We start from the raw sequence: 25,333 nt of genomic DNA on the forward strand, positions 1-25,333 counted from the left end.
TGTGCGCCGGCAGTGAATTCTGTTGGCGAGGATGTGTCTTACGCCGGGGTCTACAGAGTCAACATGATGGGTGATCGGGATTAAACATGATGAATTTTTCGTTTCAGTCGTGTGCCGGTAAAAAGCCAATGCCCAGTTATACTTGCGTCATATTTCAAGCCTGATACAGGCATTCATGTTCAGCCACCATATAAGGGAGCGGCGGGTGAGTCTCACAGGTCTTGCGCAGCGTATGAGTAAAACAAGCTTTCAGCGACTGGTGCTTGGCCTTGTCTTGAGTTCCTTGTTGGTGGGGTGTTCCAGCTCGCCAAGCAGCGGCGCACGGGTGGTTGACCGCAATAGTGCGGTACCGCAAAAACCGACGGTGACCACCGGGCAATATGTCGTGCGCAAAGGCGACACGATGTTCTCGATTGCCTTCCGTTATGGCTGGGACTACAAGGCGCTCGCAGCTCGTAACAATATTCCTGTGCCATACACGATACATCCGGGTCAGACGATTCGCTTTGATGGGCGCACCGGTTCAACGCCTGCGGCCGTGGTCACAAACAGCACGTCTTCGCCGTCGTCTTCGAGCAAAACCACCATCATCACCCGGCCTGCAGGCACCGCCGCGCCTACGGTTGCGAGCAAGCCTGCACCTGCGTCACTGCCACCTGCCGGACCTGCGCCGACGGGTTGGGGATGGCCCTCAAACGGAGTGCTTATTGGAAAATTCTCTTCAAACGGTAGTTTGAATAAAGGCATTGATATCGCCGGGGATTTGGGACAGCCTGTTTTAGCTGCGTCTGATGGGACAGTGGTGTACGCCGGGAGTGGTTTACGGGGCTACGGCGAGCTGGTCATCATCAAGCACAGCGATACCTACGTCAGTGCCTACGGACATAACCGCAGGCTGTTGGTTCGGGAGGGGCAGCAGGTCAAAGTCGGACAGACAATTGCCGAAATGGGGTCAACTGGTACAGACCGGGTGAAACTGCACTTTGAGATTCGCCGCCAAGGGAAACCTGTAGATCCGCTGCAATTCCTACCCCGTCGTTGATTTGTTGTCAGCCTGTTCCCTCACGTAGAAGGAACAGGCTCCAGTGTTGCCAAGGATAAAGGCGACGCTTGAGCTTGAGGTCGAACTCACCAAAGGACTATAACAATGGCTCTCAGTAAAGAAGCGCCGGAGTTTGACATCGACGATGAGGTTCTCCTTATGGAGACCGGTATCGCTGAGGAATCGATGTCGAATGAGGGACCTGCAACACCTTCAGTTCGCACCAAATCCAAGAACTCCACCGCGTTGAAGCAACACAAATACATTGATTACACGCGGGCGCTCGATGCGACCCAGCTGTACCTCAATGAAATCGGTTTTTCCCCTCTGCTCACTCCCGAAGAAGAAGTCCATTTTGCGCGCTTGTCGCAAAAGGGCGATCCGGCCGGGCGCAAGCGCATGATTGAAAGCAACCTGCGCCTGGTGGTGAAAATCGCCCGACGCTACGTCAATCGTGGGCTGTCCCTGTTGGACCTGATCGAGGAGGGCAACCTCGGCTTGATCCGGGCTGTGGAGAAGTTCGACCCTGAGCGGGGCTTCCGCTTTTCGACCTACGCCACCTGGTGGATTCGTCAGACCATCGAACGGGCGATCATGAATCAGACCCGGACGATCCGGTTGCCGATCCATGTGGTCAAGGAGCTCAACGTCTACCTGCGGGCGGCGCGTGAGCTTACCCAGAAACTCGATCATGAACCTTCGCCCGAAGAAATCGCCAACCTGCTGGAGAAACCGGTAGGGGAGGTCAAGCGCATGCTCGGCTTGAACGAGCGTGTGTCTTCGGTCGATGTCTCGCTGGGTCCGGACTCGGATAAAACCCTGCTGGACACCCTTACAGATGATCGCCCTACAGATCCTTGTGAACTGCTGCAGGACGATGATCTGTCCCAAAGCATTGACCAGTGGCTATCTGAGCTTACGGACAAGCAGCGTGAGGTGGTGATCCGCCGCTTCGGCCTGCGCGGCCATGAGAGCAGCACCCTGGAGGATGTCGGCCTGGAGATCGGCCTGACCCGTGAGCGGGTGCGGCAGATCCAGGTGGAAGGGCTCAAGCGCTTGCGTGAGATCCTGGAGAAGAATGGCTTGTCGAGTGAGTCGTTGTTTCAATAACGATCGATAAAGACAGCTATGACAAAACGCCCGGTGCATGGGAATGCGCCGGGCGTTTTGCTGTTGATCGTTCCCACGCTCCGCGTGGGAATGCTGCCCCGGACGCTCTGCGTCCCCAAGCGTGACGCGGAGCGTCACAGGAGGCATTACCACGCAGAGCGTGGGAACGATCGGCATAAAAAAACCCCGCTTTTAAGGGCGGGGTTTTTTCGACTAAGTCAGTACAAGTTAGATAACTTGAACTTCCTCAGCTTGCATGCCTTTCTGACCGCGGGTAGCGATGAAAGAAACCTGTTGGCCTTCTTTCAGGCTTTTGAAGCCGTCGGATTGGATAGCTTTGAAGTGAACGAACAGGTCGTCACCGGATTGTGGAGTGATGAAGCCGAAGCCTTTTTCATCGTTGAACCACTTAACGGTACCAGTTTGGCGATTAGACATGGTGTATCTCCTTGGACAAAGTTAACTGCGACTCAGGAAAAGCCCTGGCCGAGACTGAGTGCAAAGAGCAGGAAAAATTCTTGGAGATGGTTGGATCGAAATTCAACATATCGTGTAGAGATTCTCAGTGACACAAGCAGCACAGTGGCGCCACCTTAACCCTTTTTCCGGAACGTGCCAATGGTATTTCCGAAGGTTTCTCTATTTTCGTGACTGGCGGTGGTATTTATCGCCACTGGTCGCCACAAGCAGGGTCCCGGCCCCGCTGGCTGCGGCTTATAGCAGGCAGGCCTGTCGTCAAGAAAAGCCCCACGCCCTTTGAACCCCAACGCCGGCCCCGGTAAGATGCCCAACAGAATTTTTCCACCTCGCTATTCAGGACACCCGCCATGAGCATCAAATCGGACAAGTGGATTCGCCGCATGGCGCAAGAGCACGGCATGATCGAGCCCTTTGTTGAGCGCCAGATCCGTGGCGAAGGCGATAGCCCTGTGATTTCGTACGGTGTTTCCAGCTACGGCTACGACGTGCGCTGCGCCGATGAGTTCAAGGTGTTCACCAACATCAACTCGGCGATCGTCGATCCGAAGAACTTTGACGAAAAGAGCTTCGTCGACGTCAAGAGCGACGTGTGCATCATTCCGCCAAACTCCTTCGCCCTGGCGCGCACCGTGGAGTTCTTCCGCATCCCCCGGGACGTACTGACCATCTGCCTGGGCAAGAGCACCTACGCGCGTTGCGGCATTATCGTCAACGTGACGCCGCTTGAGCCCGAGTGGGAAGGCCACGTGACCCTGGAGTTCTCCAACACCACCACCTTGCCGGCGAAGATCTATGCCAACGAAGGTGTGGCGCAAATGCTGTTCCTGCAGTCCGACGAAGCGTGTGAAGTGTCCTATAAAGACCGTGCAGGCAAGTACCAGGGCCAGCGCGGCGTCACCCTCCCACGCGCTTGATCGAAAGGTCTTACATGTAAAGGGAATTTGTCAGCGGGCAGGCACTCTATTGGGTGTACTGCCTCGGTGCGTGCACAACGCCCCGAGCCACGCTTGAGGAGTCCCCCTATGAAGCTCGACCCGCGAATCAGCGCCGAACTGGCCCGACTTGAACCCAACCAGATTGGTGTTATGGCCTGGTCCCTGATGGCCAATCCAACCTTCGAGGGGGGTGTGCCGGGGCAGCCGGACCCTGATCCCGCCCCAGGTCAACCCGATCAGCCCGATGAGCAAGGCGTTCCAACCCTGCCGGACGAGCCGCCTCCCGCTCCCGTTGCCTGACAGCTAGCCCAGCGGCCAGACTTCATGATCGCCAATCACATAGATTCGGCGGTCATTGTCCTGTTCCACCCCATGCCCCCCGGTAAACGCGCCAAACGCCGGCAGCAGGCTGACCCGCGTGCCGATCTGGAAGCACGGCAGGCGCAAGCTCTGCCGGCCCTTGCCGCGCAAGCGATACACCGGATGCACATGCCCCGCGAGTACATGGTGGCTGGCATGGGCGTGCGGTTCGTGTTGCAGGGCAAAGGGCCCCATCAGCAGCGGCTCGGGCACCACTTCAATGCTCAAGTCCGCTGGCGGGTCGCCCGCGCGTTTGTCGTGGTTGCCGCGAATCAAGGTAAGGGGCAGGCCAGCATGACGGTCACGCCAGGCGCGCAAGGCGCCCAAGGTGCTACTGGCATGCGATCCGGGGCCGTGCAGAAAATCCCCGAGAAAGACCACCTGGTTGCATACATACGCCGCCAGCAATCGATCCAGTCGCTCAAGATTCGCCGTGGTGGTGCCCTGTGGCACGGGCTGGCCCAAGCTGCGGTAAGCCGACGCCTTGCCAAAATGCGCATCGGCAATCAACAGGCAGCGGCGTGCAGGCCAGTACATCGCCTTGTCCGCCAGCAACCACAGCTCTTCGCCTTCAAGTGTCAGTGAACAATGCATCAGCGCTTCCCGTTATCCGCGACCTTTTCCAGGTCCTTGACCATCCGCGCGATGCGCGCCGAGAGCTTTTCCGAGCTCATGCTTTCGCGCATCCGCTCCACCAGCAAGGGGAACGCGAGTGGCGTAGGGCGTTCGATCAGGTGCACATCCAGTTCCAGTGTCGACAGATGACGCAAGGTTTCTTCCAGTCGCCGAATATCCAGCTCGTCGCGCAGGACTTCTTCCCCAGCCTGGGTCAGCAGAAGGTTCTGTGGGTCATATTGTTTGAACACCTCGAAGAACAACCCGCTGGACGCCTGTACCTGCCGCATGCTTTTTGGCGCGCCGGGGTAACCGGCAAATACCAGCCCGGCGATGCGGGCGATCTCACGAAAACGGCGCTTGGCCAACTCACCGGCATTCAGGCTGGCGGCCACGTCGTGTAACAGATTCTCGGGACTGAGCAATGCAGTGTTTAACAATGCGGGCCAATCCACCGCGGTAGCACTCAGTAGTTCCAACCCGTAGTCGTTCACCGCAATCGAGAAGGTCACCGGTTGCCCTTGGCTGACCCGCCACGCCAGCAAACTGGCCAACCCCTGGTGCACCTGGCGCCCGCCGAATGGGTAGAGGAACAAGTGCCAGCCCTCCCGGGATTTCAGTACCTCGACCAGTAAGCATCCTCGCATCGGCAGGCCGGACCAGTGCAACTGCGTCTGTAGCAAAGGTTGCACCGCGCGCATTTCAGGGCCGTCAAAGTGCCCGTGGGCCGCCGCATCAAAGCGTGCCACCACGGCCTGTGCCAGCTCGTTGGAGAGCGGCATGCGCCCGCCATTCCAGCGCGGTACGGCGGCCTTTTTCGCGCTGCTGCGGCGTACATATGCGGTCATGTTTTCCACGCGGACCAGCTCAAGCAAGCGTCCGCCAAACAGAAAGCCATCACCCGGCTTGAGCCGTGCAATAAAGCCTTCCTCGACAGTGCCCAGGTTCTTGCCACCGCCGGCTTTACTCCAGAATTTCAGCTGGATGCTGGCGTCGCCGACGATAGTGCCCACGCTCAGGCGATGGCGTCGTGCCAGGCGTGCATCAGGGACACGCCAGATGCCCTGTTCATCGGGTTCCACGCGGCGGTAATCGGGATAGGCGGTCAGGGACAGACCGCCATGCCGCACAAATCCCAGCGCCCAGGCCCACTCCTCTTTGCTGAGGTCGCGATAAGCCCAGGTACTGCGTACCTCTTCCAGCAGCGCATCCGGCGTAAAGCCACCACCCAATGCCATGCTCACCAAGTGTTGTACGAGCACATCCAATGGCTTGTAAGGCGACTCCCGCGCTTCAATACGGCGCTGGGCAATTGCGTCCTGGGCCGCCGCCGCTTCCAGCAGCTCCAGGCTATGGGTCGGCACCAGCGTCACTCGCGACGGCCGACCTGGCGCATGCCCCGAGCGCCCGGCGCGCTGCATCAGGCGTGCGACGCCTTTGGCCGAGCCAATCTGCAACACGCGCTCCACCGGTAAAAAATCCACCCCCAGGTCCAGGCTGGAGGTGCAGACCACTGCCTTGAGCTGGCCGTCTTTCAACGCCCGTTCTACCCAGTCTCGGGTTTCCCGCGACAGGGAACCATGGTGCAGCGCAATCACCCCGGCCCAATCGGGGCGCGCATCCAGCAGCGCCTGGAACCAGATTTCCGACTGCGCTCGCGTATTGGTAAACACCAGGCAACTGCTGCTGACGTCTATTTGCGCCACCACCTGAGGCAACATTTTCAGGCCGATATGCCCAGCCCAGGGAAAACGTTCGGCGTGCGGTGGCAGCAAGGTGTCGACGTCCAGCTGCTTGGCTGTTTGCCCCTGCACATTAATCCCGCCGCCCTGTGGTACCAACACCTCCAAGGCGTGGGATTGATTGCCCAGCGTGGCAGAAATGCCCCACACCATCAGTTCCGGATGCCAGCGTCGCAGCCGCGCCAGCGCCAGTTGCAACTGCACGCCGCGCTTGTTGCCGATCAATTCATGCCATTCATCCACGATGACCATGCGCAGGTGCGCCAGGCTCGTTTCGCTGTCGGCACGGGCGAGCATCAGGGTCAGGCTTTCCGGGGTGGTGACCAGTGCGGTCGGCTGGCGCCGGGTCTGGCGGGCGCGTTCGCTGCTGCTGGTATCGCCGGTGCGCAGGCCGACGCTCCACGGAATCTGTAGCGCCTCCAGCGGCGCTTCGAGGGCACGGGCGGTGTCGGCGGCCAGGGCGCGCATCGGCGTGATCCACAGCACGCTTAGCGGTTCAGCAGGGGGATTGCGCTTACCGGTCGCGGGTGGGCGCGTGATGGCAAAGCGGTTGAGGGTCGCAAACCACAGGGCGTAAGTTTTACCGGCGCCCGTGCTGGCGTGGAGCAGCCCCGACTGGCCGCACCTGACCGCCGTCCACACGTCTCGTTGAAAAGCGAACGGCTTCCAACCCTTGGCGGCAAACCATTGCTTGGCGTAGTCAGTAGGTTTTGCCATGGGGCCGTTGACACTCTGGAAGGTCTATTCCACAGACCTTCCAGTGCGCGCAAAGGTTTACTTCAAGTTGCCACTCAGGAACTGCTGCAAACGCGCGCTCTGCGGATTGCCCAGCACATCCGCCGGCGCGCCTTGCTCTTCCACCAGGCCCTGGTGCAGGAACAACACCTGGCTCGACACCTTGCGCGCAAAACTCATTTCGTGGGTGACCATGATCATGGTGCGGCCTTCCTCGGCCAGGCCCTGGATCACTTTCAACACTTCGCCCACCAGCTCCGGGTCGAGGGCCGAGGTCGGTTCGTCAAACAGCATCACCTCGGGCTCCATCGCCAGGGCGCGGGCGATGGCCACTCGTTGCTGCTGGCCGCCGGACAGAAACGCCGGGTACTGATCGGCCACGCGCGCGGGCAGGCCGACCTTTTCCAGGTAATGCCGGGCGCGGTCCTCGGCGTCCTTCTTGCTGCAACCCAGCACCCGGCGCGGGGCCATGGTGATGTTTTCGAGCACGCTCATGTGGCTCCACAGATTGAAGTGCTGGAACACCATGGCCAGCCGCGTGCGCAGGCGCTGCAACTCGGCATCGTCGGCCACGCGCATGCCGTCGCGGTCGCTGACCATGCGGATCGGCTGGCCATCGAGGGTCATGGCGCCGTCGTTGGGGGTTTCCAGGAAATTGATGCAGCGCAAAAAGGTGCTCTTGCCCGAGCCGCTGGCGCCGATCAGGCTGATCACGTCACCGGTCTTTGCCTTGAGCGAGACACCTTTGAGCACCTCATTGTCGCCATAGCGTTTATGCAGGCCTTCAACGGTCAATTTGTACATGGGGCGTGCATCCTCAAGGCGAAAGTAGATAGCCGCTACGGTAGGCCTCGGTACCGGCGACATGGCCAATGACCATCCCGGCAGTGGCCATGCGGCGTAGCGAACGGGCGTAAAGCAGGCCGGCCTTCTGGCAGTGCACGGGCGTTACGCGATCAGTAATGGGGTCGATGATTTCGGCGATCAGTTGCCCGGCTTCCAGGTATTCGCCGGGCAGGGCGCTGAACACCAGCAGGCCGCCGACGGGGGTGGCGACCGGCTCGACGCCGGCCAGCGGCGTGGCCGGGTAGGGCAGGTCGGGCAGCGGCGCGACGTCACCCGCGATGGCGCCGAAGTGGATCAGATAATCGATGATCGCCTGGCAATCGAGGCTGGCCAGGCCGTGGTTCACATCACCCTGGCCGCGCAACTCGACGGTCACCGAAAAGCTGCCCAGGGGAATCGGGAAGCGCTCGCCGAAGCGTTGCTGCAACTGCCACCAGACCAAGGTGAAACACTCGTCGAAGGATTGCCCACCCGAATCGGTGGCGAGCAAGTTGGCTTCCGAGCCGATGTAACGCGCCAATGGCTCCACCTGCGGCCAGGCTTCGGGCGTGGTGTACAGGTGCGCCACGGCTTCGAAGTCGCAATGCAGGTCCAGCACCATATCGGCATCGCACGCCAGGCGTTGCAGCACCAGGCGCAGGGACTGCAATTGCGTCTGCGCGGTTTGCTCCGCCAGGGCTGCGGACAGTGCCGCGCGGATCAACCGCGCATTGTGCTGCGGGTCATTGCCGAGCAATTCCTCGACCTGGTTACCCACCGCTTCACCGAGGTCGATAAACAGGCGATTGAAATTCTGCCCGCTCTCCAGCTCGTAACGGCCCAGCGGGATATCCATCAGCACCTGTTCCAGGCCCAGCGGATTGGCCACGGGCACCAGCACGATTTCACTGCGCAGGCGCCCGGCGGCAGCCAGCTCAGCCAAGCGTACCTTCAAATGCCAGGCCACCAACATGCCCGGCAGCTCATCGGCATGCAGCGACGACTGGATATAGATCTTGCCCCCGGCCTGTTCGGGGCCGAAGTGGAAACTGTGAACCTGCCGCGCCGTACCTGGCACCGGCGCAATCAGTTCATGGACCTGATGACGCATGCGAACTCCTTAGTGGCTCGGCCCGAGAAAGGCCAGCCAGCGGCGCTCCGCCAGACGAAACAGACCGACCAGGGCAAAGGTCACGGTCAGGTAGATCAGCGCAGCGATGCCGAATGATTGAAAGGTCATGTAGGTGGCCGAGTTGGCGTCCCGGGCCACCTTGAGAATATCCGGTACGGTCGCGGTAAATGCCACCGTGGTCGAGTGCAGCATCAGGATCACTTCGTTGCTGTAGTAGGGCAACGAGCGGCGTAGGGCCGAAGGCATGATCACGTAGGCATACAGCTTCCAGCCGCTCAGACCATAGGCCTTGGCCGCCTCGACTTCGCCATGGGCCATGCTGCGAATCGCCCCGGCAAAAATCTCGGTGGTGTAGGCGCAGGTGTTGAGGGCGAAGGCGAGGATGGTGCAGTTCATCGCGTCGCGAAAGAACGCATCCAGCAACGGCTGCTCGCGCACCGCCGCGATGCTGTAGATGCCGGTGTAGCAGATCAGCAACTGGATATAGAGCGGCGTGCCGCGAAACAGGTAGGTATAGAACTGCACCGGCCAGCGCACCCAACGCTTGCGCGACACACGGGCGATGGACAACGGGATCGACACCAGAAAGCCAATCACCAGCGAGGCGCTGAGCAGCCACATCGTCATGGCCAACCCGGTGATGTGCTGGCCGTCGCTGTACAGGAACGGGCGCCAGTATTGCTGCAAGAGCTCGATCATCGCACCGCCTCCCGGGACCCGGCAGAGTAGCGCCGCTCAAGCCTGCGCAATACAAAGTTGGAGGCGCTGGTAATCAACAGGTAGATCAACGCGGCGACCACCAGGAAGTAGAACAGTTGATAGGTACTCTTGCCCGCATCCTGGGCAGCCTTGACCAGGTCCGCCAGGCCGATGATCGACACCAGCGCCGTGGCCTTGAGCATCACCATCCAGTTGTTGCCGATGCCCGGCAAGGCGAAGCGCATCATCTGCGGGAAGGTCACGTAGCGAAACCGCTGCCCGCGCTTGAGCCCGTAGGCGGTTGCCGCCTCCAGTTGGCCACGGGGCACGGCGAGGATCGCGCCGCGAAAGGTCTCGGTGAAGTAGGCACCGTAGATAAAGCCCAGGGTGATGACCCCGGCGCTGAATGGGTCGATCTCGATGTAGTCCCATTCCATAAAGTCGGTAAAGCCGGTCAGCCACATTTGCAGGCTGTAGAAAATCAGCAGCATCAGCACCAGGTCGGGCACGCCGCGAATCAAGGTGGTGTAGAGCTGGGCGGGGATGCGCAGCAGGCGCAGGCTGGAAAGCTTGGCGCTGGCGCCGAGCAGGCCGAGCAGGACACTGACAGCCAGGGAAGCGACCGACAACTTCACGGTCATCCACGTCCCTTGCAGCAACAATGGGCCGAACCCCTTCAAGCTGAAGGCACCCAGCCCCAGGGTTTGCAAAAGATCTTCAAACATGAATTCAGGACCTATGGCGATAAAAAAGCGCCCACCCGAACCGGTGGGCGCCAGGGTGTTATTTACCGCTGTACAGGTTCAGGTCGCCGAAGTGTTTTTTCTGGATGGTGGCGTAGGTGCCATCATCGTGTAACGCTTTGATACCTTTATCCAGCAATGCCTTCAGGTCTTTGTTACCTTTTTTGATACCGATCGCCGTTTTCGACGGCAGCAACGGGTCATCAATCGCCGCGCTGACTTCATAGCCGGCACCGGCTGGCGACTTCAAAAAGCCCAGTTCGGCTTGCAGCATGTCTTGCACCGAAGCGTCGAGACGCCCGGAGGTCAGGTCCGCGTACACCTGGTCCTGGTTGGCGTAGGCCTTGGTGGTCACACCGGCCTTGTCCAGCACAGCCTTGGCGTAGGCTTCCTGGATGGTGCCTTGCTCGTAGCCCACGGATTTGCCCTTGAGGGACTCGGGCGTGGAGAAGCCTGCACCTTTCTTGAACACCAGGGATGTCGGGCCGGAGAACAGCTCGCTGGAGAAGTCGATGGCCTTTTCACGGGCCGTGGTCACGGTCATTGAAGAAATCACGCCGTCGAACTTGTTGGCGTTGAGGCCTGGAATCATGCCGTCAAAATCACTTTCGACCCACTTGCACTTCACTTTCAGCTCGGCGCAGATCGCATTGCCCAAGTCGATATCGAAGCCCACCAGGCTGCCGTCGGCGGCTTTGGATTCGAATGGCGCGTAGGATGGATCGACACCAAAACGCAGTTCCTTGTATTCCTTGGCCAACGCGGAACCTGCGGCCATGCACAGAGCCAGTGCAGAAAGGGTCAGCAATGCTTTTTTCATTATGTAATCCCTTGAAACCAAGATAAGCGCTTGTGGCGCGTTTAGGACTGTTACTGAACGGTGTCAGACGCAACGTAGGTAGCAATTTCTGAACCATAGTTCTGAAAAGTCGTTTTCAAGGGTAGGGCGAAGGGATTTGGCGTGTAGGCGTTGCCCGAAAATGGGCATGGAAAAATCGGAGCACCATTTCGGGGCTGACGCGGGAATAGAGGTGAAAGAAAGCAAATGTGGGAGCGGGCTTGTGTGGGAGCGGGCTTGCTCGCGAATGCGGTGTGTCAGTCACTGAATGTGTTTCTGATCCACCGCATTCGCGAGCAAGCCCGCTCCCACACAAGCCCGCTCCACAGTTAGATCAGGTTACTTGCCCGGTGTCAGCGTCAACCGCGTCTTCCCATACACCTTCTCGAAGTTCTGCGGCTGCATCGGAAAGCTCAGGTATTGCGCCTTGAGTGACGGGTCGATGCCGTTGGCATAGTTCGGGCTGGCCGGGTTGCCGGATTGGCCGATGCCACCCTGGCCCGTCATCGGCTCCACTTGGCCGAAGTCGACGATCATGCGCAACGCCGGCACCTGCGTGGTGTTGAAGTCCTGCCCCCAGCTGTAGGGCGCCGGGTTCAAGGTGTTGTGGTCGCCACCGGACGCCAGCGGGCCGCGAATCACCTGGCCCTGGCTGTTTTTCCAGGTGGTGCTGTGCAACTTGCCCCACTGCCAGGCCTTGTGATCGGCGCCCAGTTGGCTGTCGCCGACGCTGATCGCTGCGGCGAGGGTGCGTGCCAGGATCGCCGGTTTGTCTTCTTTTTGCGCGGTGCGCGTGTCATCCCAGAACGGGCTGTCTTCGCGGCCCAGCAGGTGGTCGGCGGTGGTGGCGTAGGACAGGCTGGCCGTGCTGACAAACGCCTTCCAGCTGGCGCTGTTTTCCGGGCCGAGCTTGTCGAGGAAGATCTGCTTGGCGCTTTCCTGCAGGAACAGCTCGTAGATCGCCGCATCGGCGGAGGTGGACACCAGGCGCCCATCGAACGCCATCAAGCGGCTCAACGCTTCACGCGCCTTGGCCTGTTCGGTCGCTGGCAATGCATCGATCGCCTGTTTCAGCGGCTGGGCCATGCCCGGGGCCTGGAACATGGTCTTGAGCTTGGCGGCGAAGGTCGTGGTCTGGTCGTACTGCATGGCGATCATGCTGCGGTTGTCATGCTTGCCCGCATTGGCCAGTTGCGCCAGGCGTTCGCTGCGTTCCGGTGCGTCCCAGGAGTTGGACAGTTGCATACCGTAGCCACGCGGCGCGGTGCGTTGGTTGGCGGTGCCGATCCAGCCTTGGGCCGGGTCCTGGTCATAGGGGTGCAGCATCGCGTCGGCGTAACCATCCCAGTCAAAGCGCGTGTCCCAGCCCGGCGAGGGGAGCAGGCCTTCACCTTCGCGGCGGTTGGGGAAACGCCCGGTGACTTGCCAGCCAATGTTGCTGGCGTCGGCGAACACCATGTTCAACGCGATGGCGCGGATTTCGCGGGTCGCGTCCGAGGCCTTGCCGGCGTTTTGCGCGCGGGACAGGTCGAAGAACGCATCCAGGCTCTTGTCGTCCTTGAAGTCGGCGGTTTGCAGGGCCAGGCCAAAACCGCTGGTGAGGGCCTGGCTGCTATTGAGCAGGGCGCCGTGACGGGTTTCGTACACCACTTCGCGAATCGAGCGTTGACCTTTGATGAAGAAGGTTTCGTTTCGCACACCGGCCGGTAGCCATTTGCCGTTGTTCTCGTAGTACAACGCGCTGCCTTGGCGTTTGACCTTCTCCAGGAACAGGTCCTGGGTATCGCCCTTGACCGTGCTCATGCTCCACGCGACTTTGCCGTTGAAGCCCGACAACAGGGTCGGCAAACCGGCAATCGAGGCGCCGACCGCCTGGTATTTCGGCGCACGGATCTGCACGTAGCTCCACGGCGACGGCGCTTGCGGCTGGGCGGCCAGGTCGTTGGCCAGCAAGCTTTTGCCGCTGCGGCTACGTTGCGGGCCAATCGCCCAGTTACTCGATGTGGTCACGGCCAGCGAATTGAGGCGACTGAGTTGCTGGCTGACGCTGTCCAGCCCGGCGAGGCCGGTGATCTGGCTCAGGTTCACGCCTTTGAGTTTTTCCGCTTCGGCCAGCGGGATCGCTTCGTCCGGCGCGCTCGGGGTGAGCCAGGCCAGTTTGTCGACGCCGACCTTTTGCGCCAGCACCAGGGAGGCGATTTCTTCTTGCAGGTTGGCCGACTCGCTGAAATTCAGCAGGCAGAACAACAGCGCCGAATCTTCCGGCTTCCAGTATTCCGGTTTGTAGCCGGTCTGGGCGAGGTCCGGCGGCAGCTTGTCGCGGTAGCGGAACAGGTAGGCGTTGACGCCCCGCGCGTACACCTCAAAGAAGCGCTTGAGGCGCGGTGACGAGGCGTTATACAGCTCGCCGGCGCTTTTTTTCAGGTTGACCGCACGCATGAAACGGTCGGCATCCAGTACATCAGGGCCGGACATTTCCGCCAGACGGCCCTGGGCCAGCAGGCGCAGGGTGACCATCTGGGTGATGCGGTCACTGGCGTGTACATAACCGAGGCTGAACAGCGCATCGTGGAAGGTATTGCTTTCGATCAGCGGCATGCCTTGGGCATTGCGACGCACCGACACATTCTGTGCCAGGCCCTTGATCGGTTGCACACCGGCGACCGGTGGCAGGGTGTCCTGGGTGCTCTGGAGCTGGCAACCGGCCAGGCTTAACGCACTGGCCACTGCCGCGGCAACGCCGAACCGGGGAAGAAAATGTGAGAGGGCTGGCGAGGCCATGGCAAAGCTCCTGCGGGGGGTAGCGTCAGTAAAGGCGCTACGTTAGTGAGCGCGGTGAAACGACGCAAGCGGGAGTTTGGGGTTAAGCATTACTTCTTGAATCAGGTGATGGTTAATGTGGGAGCGGGCTTGTGTGGGAGCGGGCTTGCTCGCGAATACGGTATGTCAGCCGAAATACCTGTGACTGACACGCCGCTTTCGCGAGCAAGCCCGCTCCCACACAAGCCCGCTCCCACAATTTGACCGTGTGGAACTTTGGATCAAGCCTTGGGCGGATTCACCTTCTGCACCAGGTCATACGCCCGAACCGTCGCCGGCCGCTCCTTGATGCTGTTGAACCAACGCTGCACATGTGGGAAATCTTCCAACCGCTGACTCTGCCACTTGTGGGAAACGATCCATGGGTAGATGGCCATATCGGCAATGCTGTAGTCCTCGCCTGCAACAAACGCCCGATCCGCCAGCCGCCGGTCCAGCACGCCATACAGCCGCGCGGTTTCGTCTATATAGCGCTTGATCGCGTAGGGGATCTTCTCGGGCGCGAACTGGCTGAAGTGATGATTCTGCCCGGCCATCGGTCCCAACCCGCCCATCTGCCAGAACAGCCATTGCAGGGTTTCCTGGCGGCCGCGCAGGTCTTTGGCAAGGAACTGGCCGGTTTTTTCCGCGAGGTACAGCAGGATTGCGCCGGATTCAAACAGCGAAATCGGTGCGCCGCCATCGCTCGGTTGATGATCGACGATGGCTGGAATGCGGTTGTTGGGCGCGATCTTCAGGAAGTCGGGCTTGAACTGATCGCCCTGGCCAATATTGATCGGATGCACCTTGTAGGGCAGGTCGGCTTCTTCCAGGAACAGTGATACTTTGTGACCGTTGGGGGTGGTCCAGTAGTACAAATCGATCATGAAGCTCTCCAAAGGCGCGAATGCCTGTAGGTAGAGGTGATGTTCGGAGTGCGAAAATTCAATGAAACATTTAGGTCTATCGATATGGAATTTCGGCAGGACGCGGCATTGATCGTGATCGATCAACAGAAAGGCATTCATCACCCGAAGCTTGGGCGGCGCAATAACCTACAGGCCGAGGAGCGTATTCAGGCGCTGTTGCGGCATTGGCGCCACACGGGCCGGCCGGTGATCCATGTGCAGCATTTGTCCCATTTGCCGGATTCGGTGTTCTGGCCAGGGCAGTCCGGTGTCGAGTTCCAGGACGCTTGCGCGCCGGCGCCCGGTGAGCAAGTGATTCAAAAGCGCGTGCCGGATGCGTTCAGCGGCACGCCGCTGGAGGCGCATTTGCGCGCCGCTGGCATTGCGCAATTGGTGCTGGTGGGCGTGGCCACCCACAACTCGGTGGAAGCCACCGCCCGCACCGGCGGTAACCTTGGGTTTGATACCTGGGTGATCGAAGACGCGTGCTACACCTTCGACAAACCGGACTTCTTCGGTCAACTGCACCCCGCCGAGTTGGTGCACGCCATGTCGCTGGGCAACCTGCACGGTGAGTACGCCACGGTGATCCATTCCCGCGACGTGCTGCGTTAAGCCACCGCGCCATCCACCAACACCTGCAACGACTGCTGCGAACACCGCTCGATGCGCACCTGCACGCCATACACCTCGGCGAACAGCGCCGGGTCGAGCACCTCATCCGCCGCGCCACAGGCGTACAAGCGGCCCTAGCGCAGCACGGCAATATGGTCGGCGAAGCGGGCCGCGAGGTTGATGTCGTGCAGCACCACCACGGCGATCAGTTGGTGTTCGCGCACCAGGCCGCGCACGCAGTCCATGACTTTCAATTGGTAATTGAGGTCGAGGGCGCTGGTGGGTTCGTCCAGCAGCATCACCTGGGGGCGGCGGGCGATGAGTTGGGCGAGGCTGACCAGTTGGCGCTGGCCGCCCGACAGCGTGCTTAACAGTTGATCGGCCAAGTGGGCGATGCCGATGCGTTGCAGCGCCGCAAAGGCTTCACGCAGGCAGGCATCGCTGGACAAGGGAATGCCGTCCACATTGGCCACGCGCAAGGCGGCGATCACGCTTTCCATCACGCTGAGGCTCAGCCCCGGTGGCAGGTTCTGCGGCATGTAGGTGACGCGCCGCGCACGTTCGGCCACGGACATGGCGGACAGGTCCAGGTCACCCAATCGCACAACACCATGCATCTTTTCCAGCCCGGCCACGGCACGCAGTAACGTGGATTTGCCCGCGCCGTTGGGGCCGATCAGCGCGGTCAGGCTGCCGTGGGGCAGGGTGGGCAGGCTCAGGTCGTGCACAATCTGCCGACGGCCATAGCTGACATTCGCGCGCTCGATGCGCAAACCATCCCTCATAACTGCCTCCCACGCTTGAATACCAACAGCACGAAGATCGGCACGCCCACCAACGCGGTGACAATGCCCACCGGTACGATCACGCCGGGCATGATCACCTTGCTGGCAATCGACGACAGCGCCAGCAGCAACGCGCCGGTGAGGGCGCTGGCGGGCAGCAGGAAGCGTTGGTCTTCGCCCACCAGAATCCGCGCGATATGCGGACCCACCAGGCCGATAAATCCGATGGTGCCTACAAAGGCCACGGCGGTGGCCGACAACAGGCTGATGCGCAGCAACGAAAAAAAGCGCAGGCGCTTCACGTCCACGCCAAAGCTCTGCGCGCGGTCTTCACCCATGCGCAGCAGGGTCAGGCGCGGCGCGGCGGCAAACGAGAACGGCAACACCACCGCGACCACCACGGCCAGGATGCCGAGCTTGTCCCAGTTGGCGCGGGTCACGCTGCCCAGGGTCCAGAACACCAACTGTTGCAGGACGTCTTCGGTGGCGACCAGTTGCAGCAAGGCCACCACCGCGTTGCAACTGAACACCAGCGCAATGCCAAACAACACCAGGCTTTCCACCCCTGCGCCACGCAGACGCGACATGGCTTGCAGCAAAAATACCGAGGCAGCGGCGAAGATAAACGCCGAGAGGGAAATCGCGGTGTTGGCCGACACCCACAGCGTCGTCACCGGAAACACAATCACCAGGGACGCACCCAACGCCGCCGCCGACGACACGCCCAAGGTGAACGGGCTGGCCAGCGGATTGTTGAGGATCGCCTGCATCTCGGCCCCGGCCAGCGACAGCGCGCAGCCCACCAGCACCGCCATCAGGGCGTAGGGCAGGCGTACGTTCCAGATGATCACCTGGTCAGTGGCGCTGAGATGGGCGGGGTGCACGATCCCATCGAGCAAGGCCAGCAGGCCCATGCCGGACGGGCCGCTGGCCAGGTCCACCAGAATGGCGCCGACCAGCGCCGTGCCCAGCGCGGCCAGCAGCCACGCGCGCCGTGCGAGCAGGCGCCGGTAGCCGTGGGTGGCGCTGGCCAGGTCGAGGGTTTGAGTGGTCATGGGGGCTCACACAATTTCAGATGCAATGGAGATCTAAATGTGGGAGCTGGCTTGCCTGCGATAGCGGAGTGTCAGTCACCTCATTCAGTGACTGACAGGCCGCTATCGCAGGCAAGCCAGCTCCCACAGTTTTTTACTGCGTTTTTGCAGGGGTTTTGGTGTCGATCCAGTAGGCGCCCTGCAACGGCATCCCGAGGAACTGTTGGTTGATCTGCTCCATCGTCGCCTGCGGGTCCAGCTTGGCAAACAACTCCGGTTGCACCCACTTGGCCAGCGCCTCAATCGCCAGCACGTTGTACGGCGAGTTGTAGAAGTCATGCCACAGACCGTGGGAATTGCCCTCGCGGATCGCACGAAGGTTGGCGAACTCTGGCCGCGCCAATACGCGCTCAAACGCCTCGCGTGCTTCGTCGCTGTTCACACCTGCGCCGAGGACCAGCCCCGGTTTGTGATTGCCGGTGGCGACATACACATCCGGGTCTGCCTTCAGCGCGTACTCGACGCTGATATCCCCCAATGCCCCCGGCACCACATCGGCGGCGATATTGCGCCCGCCCACCAGCTTGATCACTTCCCCCATGCCGCTCTTGCCGGTGGTGTGCCCCGGCGCTTGCCAGGCGCCGGCCAGCAGTTCGAGGAACACGCTTGGACGTGGCCCGGCGGGCAGGGTGGCGACGGCATCGGTGATGGCTTTGATATGCGCGTCGTAGAAGTCGAGGAACGCCTTGGCCTGGGCTTCACGGCCAAGGGCCTGGCCCAGCGCGGTCATGCTGGTGTGGGTGCCTTGCACCGGGTTGACGCGAAAATCGACAAACACCACCGGGATGCCGGCCTTGGCCAGCACGTCTGCCACCGCGCTGTGCTCGGTCGGGCCGTGGCCGGAAATGCTGAACACCGCGAGGTCCGGTTTGAGCGAGAGAATCTCCTCGGCGCTGACACTTTGTTCCGACGCCTGGCCGATCAGCGGGATGTCTTTCACCGTCGGAAATTTCGCCACGTAGGCGTTGTAAGTGTGCTGGTCCAGCAGCTTCAAATCGTTCTGCCAGCCGACGATGCGTTGGAACGGCGCGTCCTTGTCGAGCAGGGCGAACGCCGAAATCAGCCGGCCTTCACCCAGCACCACGCGCTTGACGTGATCGCTGACGTCGACCTTGCGCCCCAGCACATCGGTGACTTGTTGGGCGGCAGCGGTTTCGGCGTGGCCGAGGACCAGCGCGGCGCACAGTACGCCGAGCTTGAGCAGTTGACGGGGTTTGCGCATGGCAAGGGCTCCTGAAAAAGGGGATTTAGAATTCATAATCAACACTGGCGGTGAGGGTGCGCCCGGCGCCTGGAATGCCGTAGAGCTGGAAGCCGTCGAGGGACGCGCCAACCTGGCTGTAATAAAACTTGTTGAACACGTTGTTGAGGTTGAGGTTGACCGTGGTGTCCTTGTTCACCTTGTATTGCGCCGCCACGTTGCTCAACCAGTAACCGGGGGCTTTTTCGTGGTCGCGCGTATAGATCGCGTACACCCCGGAGGCGCCGCTGGCGTAGCTGCTGTTGTTGTTCAAACCGCCGACGTACTTGTTGTCGGTGTAGCGGCGTCGGCCCACGTATTGCTCGCCGTAGCTCAGGCTCAGCGCATCGGTGAAGGCGTAGGTGGTCCACAGGTTGGCGGTCAGGTCGGGCACGTTCTTGGCTTCGGCGCCTTTGTTGATGCCTTTGGTCTGCACGCTCTTGAGTGCCGAGAAACCGCTGTAGGCGGTCCAGCGCGGGGTGATATTGCCTTGCAGGCCCAGCTCGATACCGTCGACCCGTTTGGCGGGCAGGGCACGCACCGGGGCGGATTCGCCGTCCTGGTATTCCCAGGAGTTTTCCAGCTCGGTGCGGAAGATCGCCGCCGTGACGTTGAGCATGTCGTGGGCAATGTCCCACTTGGTGCCCAGTTCATAGGTCTTGGATTTGGCCGGGCTGTAGTTGCTGGTGCTGGCCGCGCCGTAGATCTGGTTGTTGGTGGACGCGCCCAGTGCCGACGGTTGTGCCGCCTCGCTGTAGGACACGTAGATGCTGCCGTTGGGCAACGGCTTGAACACCGCGCCGACACGGCCGCTGACTGCACCGTCGCGGCTACGGGTGGTGGCTTGGCCGCGCTGGCGGGTTTCGGCTTGCCACTTGTCATAGCGCAGCGAGCCCAACACTTGCCATTGCTCGTTGAGGGTGACGGTGTCGCCCAGGTAGACGCCGGCGTTGTCGATCACCGAGCGCGGCTCGCCGACGCCTTTGGTCACGTAGGTGCTGGCGAAGCTATGGCTGGGGTTGCTCATGTCGAAGAGCATGTCGCCGGCCGGCACTTCGGCGTTGCGTTTCAGGCCGCCGTAGGTCTCGTGATAGAACTCCAGGCCCGAAACCACCGCGTGTTGCAGGCTACCGGTGTTGAACTTGAAGCTGAAGTCGGTCTGGTTATCGAGGGTGGTGTAGCGCTTGGACAAACCGAAGTCGCTACCGCGCAGGAAGCCGTAGGACGTGTTGCTGTTGTTCACATAGTCGGTGTAGGCATTCACCGTGCTGCCGGGCACTTGGCTGATCGGGCCTACACCGGTGTAGCCCAAGGTCGCACAGCGGGTGCCGGTGCAGGTTTTTCCGCCTGAGGCGCTGGCGGCGAAGAAGCGCGCCGGGGACAGCACCGCGAAGTTGTCGCTGCGCTCCCAGCGCGTCTGGTTGCGCAGGTTGGCGTCGTTCCAGGCGAAGTCGTGTTCGAAGCGGGCGGTCAGCGAGGTGGTCTTGTTCTCTTGGGTGTAGAGGCTGGAATCGCCGTACCAGTTGGAGCGTTTTACCCCGGGCATGCGGTCGCCGTTCGTACCGCGCTGGATGGGTACGCCGCCGTCGGGGGTGTTGGTGTCTTTCTGATAGAACGTGTCGATGAAAAAGCGTGTGTCGGTGCCCAGGCCGAAGCCGAACGAGGTGGCGATGCCCCAGCGGTCGTAGTCCACGTCGTCGCGTTCGGACACTTGGTTGTAGTGCTTCATCAGGTTGACGCGTACGGCGGTGGTGTCGTTCAGCTGTTTGTTGAAGTCGGCGGTCAGGCGCCGGTAGGCATCGGTGCCGATCCCGGCGGACACGCGGTTGGCGTCGCCCAGGTGTGCTTCCTTGCTCACCAGGTTGACGCTGCCGCCCACGGCGGACACCCCGGACTCGATGGAACCGGTGCCCTTGAACACTTCGGCTTGTTGCAGGTTGAAGGTGTCGGTGCGCGTGGACATGCCGGCGTCGCGCACGCCGTCAACGGTCAGGCTTTGTTCGGAGGAAAAGCCACGGATCGAAAACAGATCGCCCCAGCCCAGGTTGCCTTCGCCGGACATAAAGGTGATGCCCGGTACGTTGCGCAACACTTCCTGCAACGTTTGTGCGTTCTGTTCCTTGAGCACCTGCTGCGGCACGATGGTCACGCTTTGCGGCGCGTCCAGCAGGGGCTGGCTGATTTTCGCCGAGGTCACCCGGTCGACCTTGAAGGTGGACGTGGCTTCGCCATCGACCTGGATTTCCGGCAGGCTCAGCACTGAATCCTGGGTGCTGGCGGTGGGCGCATCCGCCCACGCCGTCGGGGCCACGCTGCCGGCCGCGAGAAAACCGAACATCGGTGCCAGGGTGGTGTGCAGCGGGTTGCGGAGCGGTGTGGGCGATGACATGGGCTACTTCCGAGTCTAAATTACAATTACTCTCATTTAGGTTCGGTAGTCTAAAGAGCGATTCCGCCTGCATTGCCCCGGGTTTGTATCGCTGATGCTTGATTATCGTTTCCCACAACATTCCATTACATTTGCGTACGCCGTTGCCTGAACTTTCGGCTATTTGCTGCGTTTTTATAGTTTTTCGGATCGACTGCCCATGGCCAAGCAAGACCACCTCCTGATCGTTGATGACGACCCGCAAATCCGCCAGTTGCTCTGCGACTACCTGAGCGACGCGGGCTTTCAGGTGTCCACCGCTGCCGACGGCAAGGAGATGCGCCGGCGCCTGGAATTGAATGTCATCGACTTGATCGTCCTCGACCTGATGCTGCCTGGCGAAGACGGCCTGAGCCTGTGCCGCGAGCTGCGGGTCAGCTCCAACACACCGGTGGTGATGCTCACCGCCAAGGGGTCGTTGATCGACCGCATCGTCGGCCTGGAAATCGGCGCCGATGACTACCTGCCCAAGCCGTTCGACCCGCGTGAACTGCTGGTGCGGATCAAGGTGGTGTTGCGCCGGGTGCAGAGCTTCCCGGACCGGGCGCGGCTGGATGAAGCGCCGAGCATCCGTTTCGCCGGCTGGCAACTCGACACCCGGGCGCGGCAATTGCTCTCGCCGGACGGTGTGGTGGTCAGCCTGGGCAATTCGGATTACCGCGTGTTGCGCCTGCTCTTGCAGCACCCCAATCGCCCCCTCAGCCGCGACTTTCTGCTCAATCATGTGTTCGACAAGGACAGCACGCCGTTCGACCGCTCCATCGACGTGTGCGTCAGCCGCCTGCGCTCGCAACTGCCGGCCGGGCTGATAAAAACCGTACGCAACGAGGGCTACATGCTCACCGCCGATGATGTGGTGCTGGCGTCGTGAGACTGCTGCCGCGTTCGCTGTTTGGGCGGCTGGTGCTGATTCTGGTCAGCGGCATGCTCGCGGCCCAGGCCCTGACCAGCAGCATCTGGTACGACCGGCGCCATGGCCAGGTGCTGGAGATCCCCGCGCGGTTGATCGCCACCCGGCTGGCCGATGTGGTGCGCCTGGTGCACAGCGATCCACAGCAGGCCGATCTGCTGATCAAGCTGCTGGATGCGCCGAATTTTCGCCTGACCTTGAGCGACCAGGCGAGCAATACGCCTAGCAGCCTCACCGACAGCGACCGGCCGACTGAGCAGCTGATCAAGAAAGTGCTCTCGGAAAAAACCGGTTACGCGCAAACCCTGATCCTGCTGCACCTGTCGCTGGTTGACGGCGCGGGGCGAAACGCCGGGCTCTGGACCTTGCTGGAGTCCAAGCCGGTGGTGGGGCAGTTCCTCATCGACCTGCGCCTGCCCGACGGGCGCTGGTTGCAGGTGGACGCCCGTGAAGAACAGGGCTGGACCAGTACCTCGCCACTGGACCTGCTGTTCGATTACGTGATGCGCATCTACCTGCTGCGTGTGCTGGTGCTGGTGGTGATCGCCCTGGTAGCCGTGCGCCTGGCCATCCGCCCGCTCAACGCGTTGGCCAAGGCCGCCGAAGCCCTCGGCCGCGACATCCAGCGCCCGCCGTTATCGGAGAGTGGCCCCACCGAAGTACGCCGCGCCGCCCAGGCGTTTAATGCAATGCAGCAACGGCTGATCGCCAACATCGCCGAGCGCACGCGGTTTCTCGCGGCGATTTCCCACGACCTGCGTTCACCTATCACGCGGCTGCGCCTGCGTACCGAGATGCTTGACGACAATCGGACCAAGGAACGTTTTCGCAGCGACCTTGAGGAAATGGAGCACATGGTGGCCAGCACCCTGGATTTTGTCAGCAGCGGCGAAATCAACGAGGCGCGGCAAAACATCGACATCAATGCGCTGCTGCAAAGCTTGCAGGCGGATCTGGAAGACGTGGGGCAAAGCGTGCGCATCGAAGGCCGGGCGAAGCAGCCGTTGCCGGGGTATGCGCGCAGCCTTAAACGGTGCGTGCAGAATTTGCTGGAAAACGCGGTGCGTTATGGCTGTGAAGTGGTGGTGCGGGTCGAAGACCAGGCCGACAGCTTGAAGATCGTCATCAGCGACCGCGGGCCGGGGATTCCCCAGGCGCAACTGGAGCAGGTGATGGAGCCGTTTTATCGGGTGGAAGGGTCACGTAATGCTGAAACGGGTGGGTATGGGTTGGGGCTGAGCATTGCTCACACCATCGCCAGGGCGCATGAAGGGCGGTTGAGTTTGAGGAATCGGGAGGGTGGTGGGCTTGAGGTGGAGCTATTGTTTCAACGCAAAGCCTGATGTGAAATGCAGTCCCATGTGGGAGCGGGCTTGCTCGCGAAAGCGGTGGGTCAATCAGTAAATCTTTATCTGACATACCGCCTTCGCGAGCAAGCCCGCTCCCACACAAGCCCACTCATTCAGTTGGCTTTTCAGCGTGGCTTACGCCCCGTGGCACTTCTTGAACTTCTTCGCACTGCCGCACGGGCAAGGATCGTTGCGACCCACGTCCTTCAAGGCATTGCGCACCGGCTCCTGGTGAGCGTGGCCGCAGTTCGGGCCGTGGACATGGCCGTGGTCGTGATCATGGTGATCGTGATCGTGGTTGCAGTCAGGACCATGGACATGGGGTTGCTGAGTCATTGATGTCGCTCCGGAATAAAATCGCCGGGGATTATCTCGCCATTGTGGGCGACCTGCACGTCATAACCGATGAATAATCCGGTTTTCAGCTCGCCGTCGAGGCGATAGGGCACCGGTTTGTCCGGGTTTTTCAGCATCTGCACCACATCGCGGATCTGCGGCCACAGGTTGGTACGCACCGTGACCCTGAAGAAGGCATGCCCGCGCGGCGGTACGGTGAGCCACTCGTTGGACTCGCCCTCGGTCAGCACAAAGTCATCCAGCGTCACTTTGTAGATCAGGCCGCGCACGGTCAGGTCGGCGTCGTCGCGGTTGTCGACGCGAAAGTACAGCTTGAACTTCTGCTCCAGCAGCTTGGCCCGCACCACTTCGACTTTGACCAGGGACACGTGGGGCGGTGGGGCGTCGTCTTCGAACCACGACGCGCAGCCGGTCAAACCGAGGGTCAACGCCAGCATCAAGCTGTAGATCCGAAGCATGGCGTTTGTCCTGTGTGGGTTAGAGGTAGCTGGAACAACACTTCTTGAATTTTTGCCCACTGCCACACAGGCAGGCGTCGTTGCGCCCGGCCTTCACCTCCACGGTGGGGTCGATGAAGTACCAGCGCCCGTCATTCTGTACGAAAGAAGACTGTTCGCGGTGGCTATGTTCGCCAGTGCTGTCATGCCAGCGTGCGGTAAAGGTCACAAAGGCGTGTTCCGGCTGGCCGCCGAACACCTCGGAGCTTTCCACTTCCAGGCCCAGCCAGGTGCTTTGGGCGCTCCAGGCGCCGATGGCGTCGCGGTCCAGGCCGGCTTGTTGCGCGGGCAAGGTGGTGGCCACCAGATAGTCCACCAGGCCCAGCACGTAGGCGCTGTAGCGCGAGCGCATCAACGCGCTGGCGCACGGTGCCGGGTGGCCGGCGTGATAGTGGCCGCAGCAGGCATCCAGCAGGTTGCCACTGCCGCAGGGGCAAATGGATGTACTCATTGGGTTACCACCAATACTTTCCGAAATTTTGCGGGTTGGCCCAGAACCGTGCGTTGAGCCAGTCCGGCACCTGTTTATAGTCAAGCAGATCGTAGGTAAACAGCGTCAGAACCTGCTCATCGCGCTGGAACCGCTCGCCGGCCTGCAGGGCCAGGGAAAAGAAGTCGGTGTCCTTCCATTCGCATGCGCCCAGGTCCACCAGCACCGCAATGCGGCTGGCATTGAGGTTGCGGATGCCGCCGAGCAAGGTCAGGCCTTGCGCTTTTGACAGGTGTTCCAGGCAATCGACCACCAGCGCCAGGTCAAAACGCTGCGCGGCCAGCGTGGCCGGCAAGGGGCCGGGCGGGGCGATGGACACTTGGGTGTCCGGGTGTTCAGCCGCAAACGCCTCCAGCGCCGGGAACTGGCTGGCCCCCAACAGCAACAGGCGTTTGGGCTGGTGCAGGTCGAGCAAGGCGGCCAGGGCTTGCTGGGGTGTACGGGCAGAAATACCAGCGGTCATCAGAGATCCTCACATCAGGACCGTAGAGACTAGCGCGGCTGAGCGTGCGGGCCTAGAGCGGGCGATTGCGAAAAGCCAGCCCTGAGTGGCGATCCTCAATGAATCCGGGGGTGTGGCCAACTGGCGCAGATGAAAAGAGCGG

At 61.2% G+C, this 25,333-nt stretch carries 24 protein-coding genes and 1 pseudogene; 7 read left to right on the plus strand and 18 right to left on the minus strand.

The window, feature by feature from the left end; all coding sequences use genetic code 11:
* Positions 1–205 precede the first annotated feature (205 nt).
* Together ACZRMO_RS03105 and rpoS are read left to right on the plus strand one after the other, a co-directional pair.
* Entirely contained in the window at positions 206–1,042 is an 837-nt protein-coding gene (locus ACZRMO_RS03105; RefSeq protein ID WP_463971860.1) for a peptidoglycan DD-metalloendopeptidase family protein, read from the plus strand.
* A gap of 105 nt (positions 1,043–1,147) precedes the next feature.
* On the plus strand, positions 1,148–2,152 hold the full coding sequence (gene rpoS, locus ACZRMO_RS03110) for an RNA polymerase sigma factor RpoS (protein ID WP_124526014.1): 1,005 nt from the start codon (positions 1,148–1,150) through the stop codon (positions 2,150–2,152).
* A gap of 228 nt (positions 2,153–2,380) precedes the next feature.
* On the opposite strand, the gene ACZRMO_RS03115 is transcribed toward rpoS, so the two are convergent.
* Positions 2,381–2,590: a cold-shock protein gene (locus ACZRMO_RS03115; protein ID WP_002554837.1), complete on the minus strand. Its 210-nt coding sequence runs from the start codon at positions 2,588–2,590 to the stop codon at positions 2,381–2,383.
* A gap of 389 nt (positions 2,591–2,979) precedes the next feature.
* Between ACZRMO_RS03115 and dcd the strand changes: the two genes are divergently transcribed.
* Together dcd and ACZRMO_RS03125 are read left to right on the plus strand one after the other, a co-directional pair.
* The gene (gene dcd, locus ACZRMO_RS03120; protein WP_017739095.1) at positions 2,980–3,546 is read left to right on the plus strand and encodes a dCTP deaminase; all 567 of its coding nucleotides are present in this window, start codon (positions 2,980–2,982) and stop codon (positions 3,544–3,546) included.
* Positions 3,547–3,654: 108 nt separating this feature from the next.
* Positions 3,655–3,867 (plus strand): hypothetical protein, encoded by a 213-nt coding sequence (locus ACZRMO_RS03125; RefSeq protein WP_463971861.1) that lies wholly within the window; start codon positions 3,655–3,657, stop codon positions 3,865–3,867.
* A 3-nt stretch (positions 3,868–3,870) separates the two neighbouring features.
* On the opposite strand, the gene pdeM is transcribed toward ACZRMO_RS03125, so the two are convergent.
* From pdeM to ACZRMO_RS03170, 9 genes are all read right to left on the minus strand, one after another.
* Positions 3,871–4,521 carry a ligase-associated DNA damage response endonuclease PdeM gene (gene pdeM / locus ACZRMO_RS03130; protein ID WP_463971862.1) on the minus strand — a complete coding sequence of 217 codons (651 nt, stop codon included), beginning with the start codon at positions 4,519–4,521 and terminating at the stop codon, positions 3,871–3,873.
* Positions 4,521–7,001: a ligase-associated DNA damage response DEXH box helicase gene (locus ACZRMO_RS03135; protein ID WP_463971863.1), complete on the minus strand. Its 2,481-nt coding sequence runs from the start codon at positions 6,999–7,001 to the stop codon at positions 4,521–4,523. The genes pdeM and ACZRMO_RS03135 overlap by 1 nt, the downstream gene beginning before the upstream one ends.
* A 57-nt stretch (positions 7,002–7,058) precedes the next feature.
* Positions 7,059–7,823, minus strand: a complete 765-nt coding sequence (locus ACZRMO_RS03140; RefSeq protein ID WP_463971864.1) for an ABC transporter ATP-binding protein — start codon at positions 7,821–7,823, stop codon at positions 7,059–7,061.
* A 13-nt stretch (positions 7,824–7,836) separates the two neighbouring features.
* Positions 7,837–8,955, minus strand: a complete 1,119-nt coding sequence (locus tag ACZRMO_RS03145) for a succinylglutamate desuccinylase/aspartoacylase family protein (RefSeq protein WP_463971865.1) — start codon at positions 8,953–8,955, stop codon at positions 7,837–7,839.
* 9 nt (positions 8,956–8,964) lie between these two features.
* The gene (locus ACZRMO_RS03150) at positions 8,965–9,675 is read right to left on the minus strand and encodes an ABC transporter permease (protein ID WP_017739084.1); all 711 of its coding nucleotides are present in this window, start codon (positions 9,673–9,675) and stop codon (positions 8,965–8,967) included.
* The gene (locus tag ACZRMO_RS03155; RefSeq protein WP_207039783.1) at positions 9,672–10,400 is read right to left on the minus strand and encodes an ABC transporter permease; all 729 of its coding nucleotides are present in this window, start codon (positions 10,398–10,400) and stop codon (positions 9,672–9,674) included. The genes ACZRMO_RS03150 and ACZRMO_RS03155 overlap by 4 nt, the downstream gene beginning before the upstream one ends.
* A 58-nt stretch (positions 10,401–10,458) precedes the next feature.
* Positions 10,459–11,238 (minus strand): transporter substrate-binding domain-containing protein, encoded by a 780-nt coding sequence (locus tag ACZRMO_RS03160; protein WP_017739082.1) that lies wholly within the window; start codon positions 11,236–11,238, stop codon positions 10,459–10,461.
* A gap of 357 nt (positions 11,239–11,595) precedes the next feature.
* Positions 11,596–14,037, minus strand: a complete 2,442-nt coding sequence (locus tag ACZRMO_RS03165; RefSeq protein WP_463971866.1) for a penicillin acylase family protein — start codon at positions 14,035–14,037, stop codon at positions 11,596–11,598.
* A 260-nt stretch (positions 14,038–14,297) separates the two neighbouring features.
* Entirely contained in the window at positions 14,298–14,942 is a 645-nt protein-coding gene (locus ACZRMO_RS03170) for a glutathione S-transferase N-terminal domain-containing protein (RefSeq protein ID WP_463971867.1), read from the minus strand.
* 84 nt (positions 14,943–15,026) lie between these two features.
* Here ACZRMO_RS03170 and ACZRMO_RS03175 point away from each other — a divergent pair, with 84 nt between their 5' ends.
* Positions 15,027–15,578, plus strand: coding sequence for a cysteine hydrolase family protein (locus ACZRMO_RS03175; protein ID WP_463971868.1), 552 nt, complete (start codon positions 15,027–15,029; stop codon positions 15,576–15,578).
* Here the strand turns inward: ACZRMO_RS03175 and ACZRMO_RS03180 are convergent.
* The 4 genes and pseudogenes from ACZRMO_RS03180 to ACZRMO_RS03195 form a co-directional block, all read right to left on the minus strand.
* Positions 15,575–16,363 (minus strand): annotated as a pseudogene (locus ACZRMO_RS03180) (ABC transporter ATP-binding protein). The gene ACZRMO_RS03175 and the pseudogene ACZRMO_RS03180 overlap by 4 nt on opposite strands.
* Complete coding sequence (locus ACZRMO_RS03185; protein ID WP_463971869.1) at positions 16,360–17,418, minus strand: FecCD family ABC transporter permease; 1,059 nt, start codon at positions 17,416–17,418, stop codon at positions 16,360–16,362. Before ACZRMO_RS03185 ends, ACZRMO_RS03180 begins: the two are co-directional and overlap by 4 nt.
* A 133-nt stretch (positions 17,419–17,551) precedes the next feature.
* A complete protein-coding gene (locus ACZRMO_RS03190) occupies positions 17,552–18,679 on the minus strand; it encodes an ABC transporter substrate-binding protein (protein WP_463971870.1) in 1,128 nt (375 codons plus the stop codon).
* A 25-nt stretch (positions 18,680–18,704) separates the two neighbouring features.
* Positions 18,705–21,086: a TonB-dependent receptor gene (locus ACZRMO_RS03195; RefSeq protein WP_463971871.1), complete on the minus strand. Its 2,382-nt coding sequence runs from the start codon at positions 21,084–21,086 to the stop codon at positions 18,705–18,707.
* 199 nt (positions 21,087–21,285) lie between these two features.
* On the opposite strand from ACZRMO_RS03195, the gene ACZRMO_RS03200 reads away from it, so the two are divergent.
* Positions 21,286–21,996 (plus strand): response regulator, encoded by a 711-nt coding sequence (locus ACZRMO_RS03200; protein ID WP_207039773.1) that lies wholly within the window; start codon positions 21,286–21,288, stop codon positions 21,994–21,996.
* Positions 21,993–23,378, plus strand: a complete 1,386-nt coding sequence (locus ACZRMO_RS03205; protein ID WP_463971872.1) for an ATP-binding protein — start codon at positions 21,993–21,995, stop codon at positions 23,376–23,378. Before ACZRMO_RS03200 ends, ACZRMO_RS03205 begins: the two co-directional genes overlap by 4 nt.
* A 141-nt stretch (positions 23,379–23,519) precedes the next feature.
* Here ACZRMO_RS03205 and ACZRMO_RS03210 read toward each other — a convergent pair whose 3' ends face one another.
* From ACZRMO_RS03210 to ACZRMO_RS03225, 4 genes are read right to left on the minus strand one after another with little or no spacing between them, the layout of a single operon-like run.
* A complete protein-coding gene (locus ACZRMO_RS03210; RefSeq protein ID WP_026136698.1) occupies positions 23,520–23,720 on the minus strand; it encodes an SEC-C metal-binding domain-containing protein in 201 nt (66 codons plus the stop codon).
* Positions 23,717–24,199, minus strand: coding sequence for an LEA/WHy family protein (locus ACZRMO_RS03215; protein WP_463971873.1), 483 nt, complete (start codon positions 24,197–24,199; stop codon positions 23,717–23,719). The genes ACZRMO_RS03210 and ACZRMO_RS03215 overlap by 4 nt, the downstream gene beginning before the upstream one ends.
* 19 nt (positions 24,200–24,218) lie before the next feature.
* Positions 24,219–24,689, minus strand: a complete 471-nt coding sequence (locus tag ACZRMO_RS03220) for a YchJ family protein (protein ID WP_135310924.1) — start codon at positions 24,687–24,689, stop codon at positions 24,219–24,221.
* 4 nt (positions 24,690–24,693) lie between these two features.
* On the minus strand, positions 24,694–25,191 hold the full coding sequence (locus tag ACZRMO_RS03225; protein ID WP_463971874.1) for a DUF6231 family protein: 498 nt from the start codon (positions 25,189–25,191) through the stop codon (positions 24,694–24,696).
* Between the last annotated feature and the right edge of the window lie 142 nt (positions 25,192–25,333).

The organism is Pseudomonas sp. B611 (genome assembly GCF_055407965.1).

What these genes read in the sequence shown, in the direction of transcription:
- ACZRMO_RS03160 (WP_017739082.1), bottom strand. Translation starts at nt 11,238, where the DNA reads ATGAAAAAAGCATTGCTGACCCTTTCTGCACTGGCTCTGTGCATGGCC.
- ACZRMO_RS03115 (WP_002554837.1), bottom strand. Translation starts at nt 2,590, where the DNA reads ATGTCTAATCGCCAAACTGGTACCGTTAAGTGGTTCAACGATGAAAAA.
- ACZRMO_RS03220 (WP_135310924.1), bottom strand. Translation starts at nt 24,689, where the DNA reads ATGAGTACATCCATTTGCCCCTGCGGCAGTGGCAACCTGCTGGATGCC.
- ACZRMO_RS03215 (WP_463971873.1), bottom strand. Translation starts at nt 24,199, where the DNA reads ATGCTTCGGATCTACAGCTTGATGCTGGCGTTGACCCTCGGTTTGACC.
- ACZRMO_RS03195 (WP_463971871.1), bottom strand. Translation starts at nt 21,086, where the DNA reads ATGTCATCGCCCACACCGCTCCGCAACCCGCTGCACACCACCCTGGCA.
- ACZRMO_RS03185 (WP_463971869.1), bottom strand. Translation starts at nt 17,418, where the DNA reads ATGACCACTCAAACCCTCGACCTGGCCAGCGCCACCCACGGCTACCGG.
- ACZRMO_RS03200 (WP_207039773.1), top strand. Translation starts at nt 21,286, where the DNA reads ATGGCCAAGCAAGACCACCTCCTGATCGTTGATGACGACCCGCAAATC.
- ACZRMO_RS03135 (WP_463971863.1), bottom strand. Translation starts at nt 7,001, where the DNA reads ATGGCAAAACCTACTGACTACGCCAAGCAATGGTTTGCCGCCAAGGGT.
- ACZRMO_RS03165 (WP_463971866.1), bottom strand. Translation starts at nt 14,037, where the DNA reads ATGGCCTCGCCAGCCCTCTCACATTTTCTTCCCCGGTTCGGCGTTGCC.
- ACZRMO_RS03175 (WP_463971868.1), top strand. Translation starts at nt 15,027, where the DNA reads ATGGAATTTCGGCAGGACGCGGCATTGATCGTGATCGATCAACAGAAA.
- ACZRMO_RS03155 (WP_207039783.1), bottom strand. Translation starts at nt 10,400, where the DNA reads ATGTTTGAAGATCTTTTGCAAACCCTGGGGCTGGGTGCCTTCAGCTTG.
- ACZRMO_RS03150 (WP_017739084.1), bottom strand. Translation starts at nt 9,675, where the DNA reads ATGATCGAGCTCTTGCAGCAATACTGGCGCCCGTTCCTGTACAGCGAC.
- ACZRMO_RS03225 (WP_463971874.1), bottom strand. Translation starts at nt 25,191, where the DNA reads ATGACCGCTGGTATTTCTGCCCGTACACCCCAGCAAGCCCTGGCCGCC.
- ACZRMO_RS03170 (WP_463971867.1), bottom strand. Translation starts at nt 14,942, where the DNA reads ATGATCGATTTGTACTACTGGACCACCCCCAACGGTCACAAAGTATCA.
- ACZRMO_RS03190 (WP_463971870.1), bottom strand. Translation starts at nt 18,679, where the DNA reads ATGCGCAAACCCCGTCAACTGCTCAAGCTCGGCGTACTGTGCGCCGCG.
- ACZRMO_RS03125 (WP_463971861.1), top strand. Translation starts at nt 3,655, where the DNA reads ATGAAGCTCGACCCGCGAATCAGCGCCGAACTGGCCCGACTTGAACCC.
- rpoS (WP_124526014.1), top strand. Translation starts at nt 1,148, where the DNA reads ATGGCTCTCAGTAAAGAAGCGCCGGAGTTTGACATCGACGATGAGGTT.
- pdeM (WP_463971862.1), bottom strand. Translation starts at nt 4,521, where the DNA reads ATGCATTGTTCACTGACACTTGAAGGCGAAGAGCTGTGGTTGCTGGCG.
- ACZRMO_RS03210 (WP_026136698.1), bottom strand. Translation starts at nt 23,720, where the DNA reads ATGACTCAGCAACCCCATGTCCATGGTCCTGACTGCAACCACGATCAC.
- ACZRMO_RS03145 (WP_463971865.1), bottom strand. Translation starts at nt 8,955, where the DNA reads ATGCGTCATCAGGTCCATGAACTGATTGCGCCGGTGCCAGGTACGGCG.
- ACZRMO_RS03140 (WP_463971864.1), bottom strand. Translation starts at nt 7,823, where the DNA reads ATGTACAAATTGACCGTTGAAGGCCTGCATAAACGCTATGGCGACAAT.
- dcd (WP_017739095.1), top strand. Translation starts at nt 2,980, where the DNA reads ATGAGCATCAAATCGGACAAGTGGATTCGCCGCATGGCGCAAGAGCAC.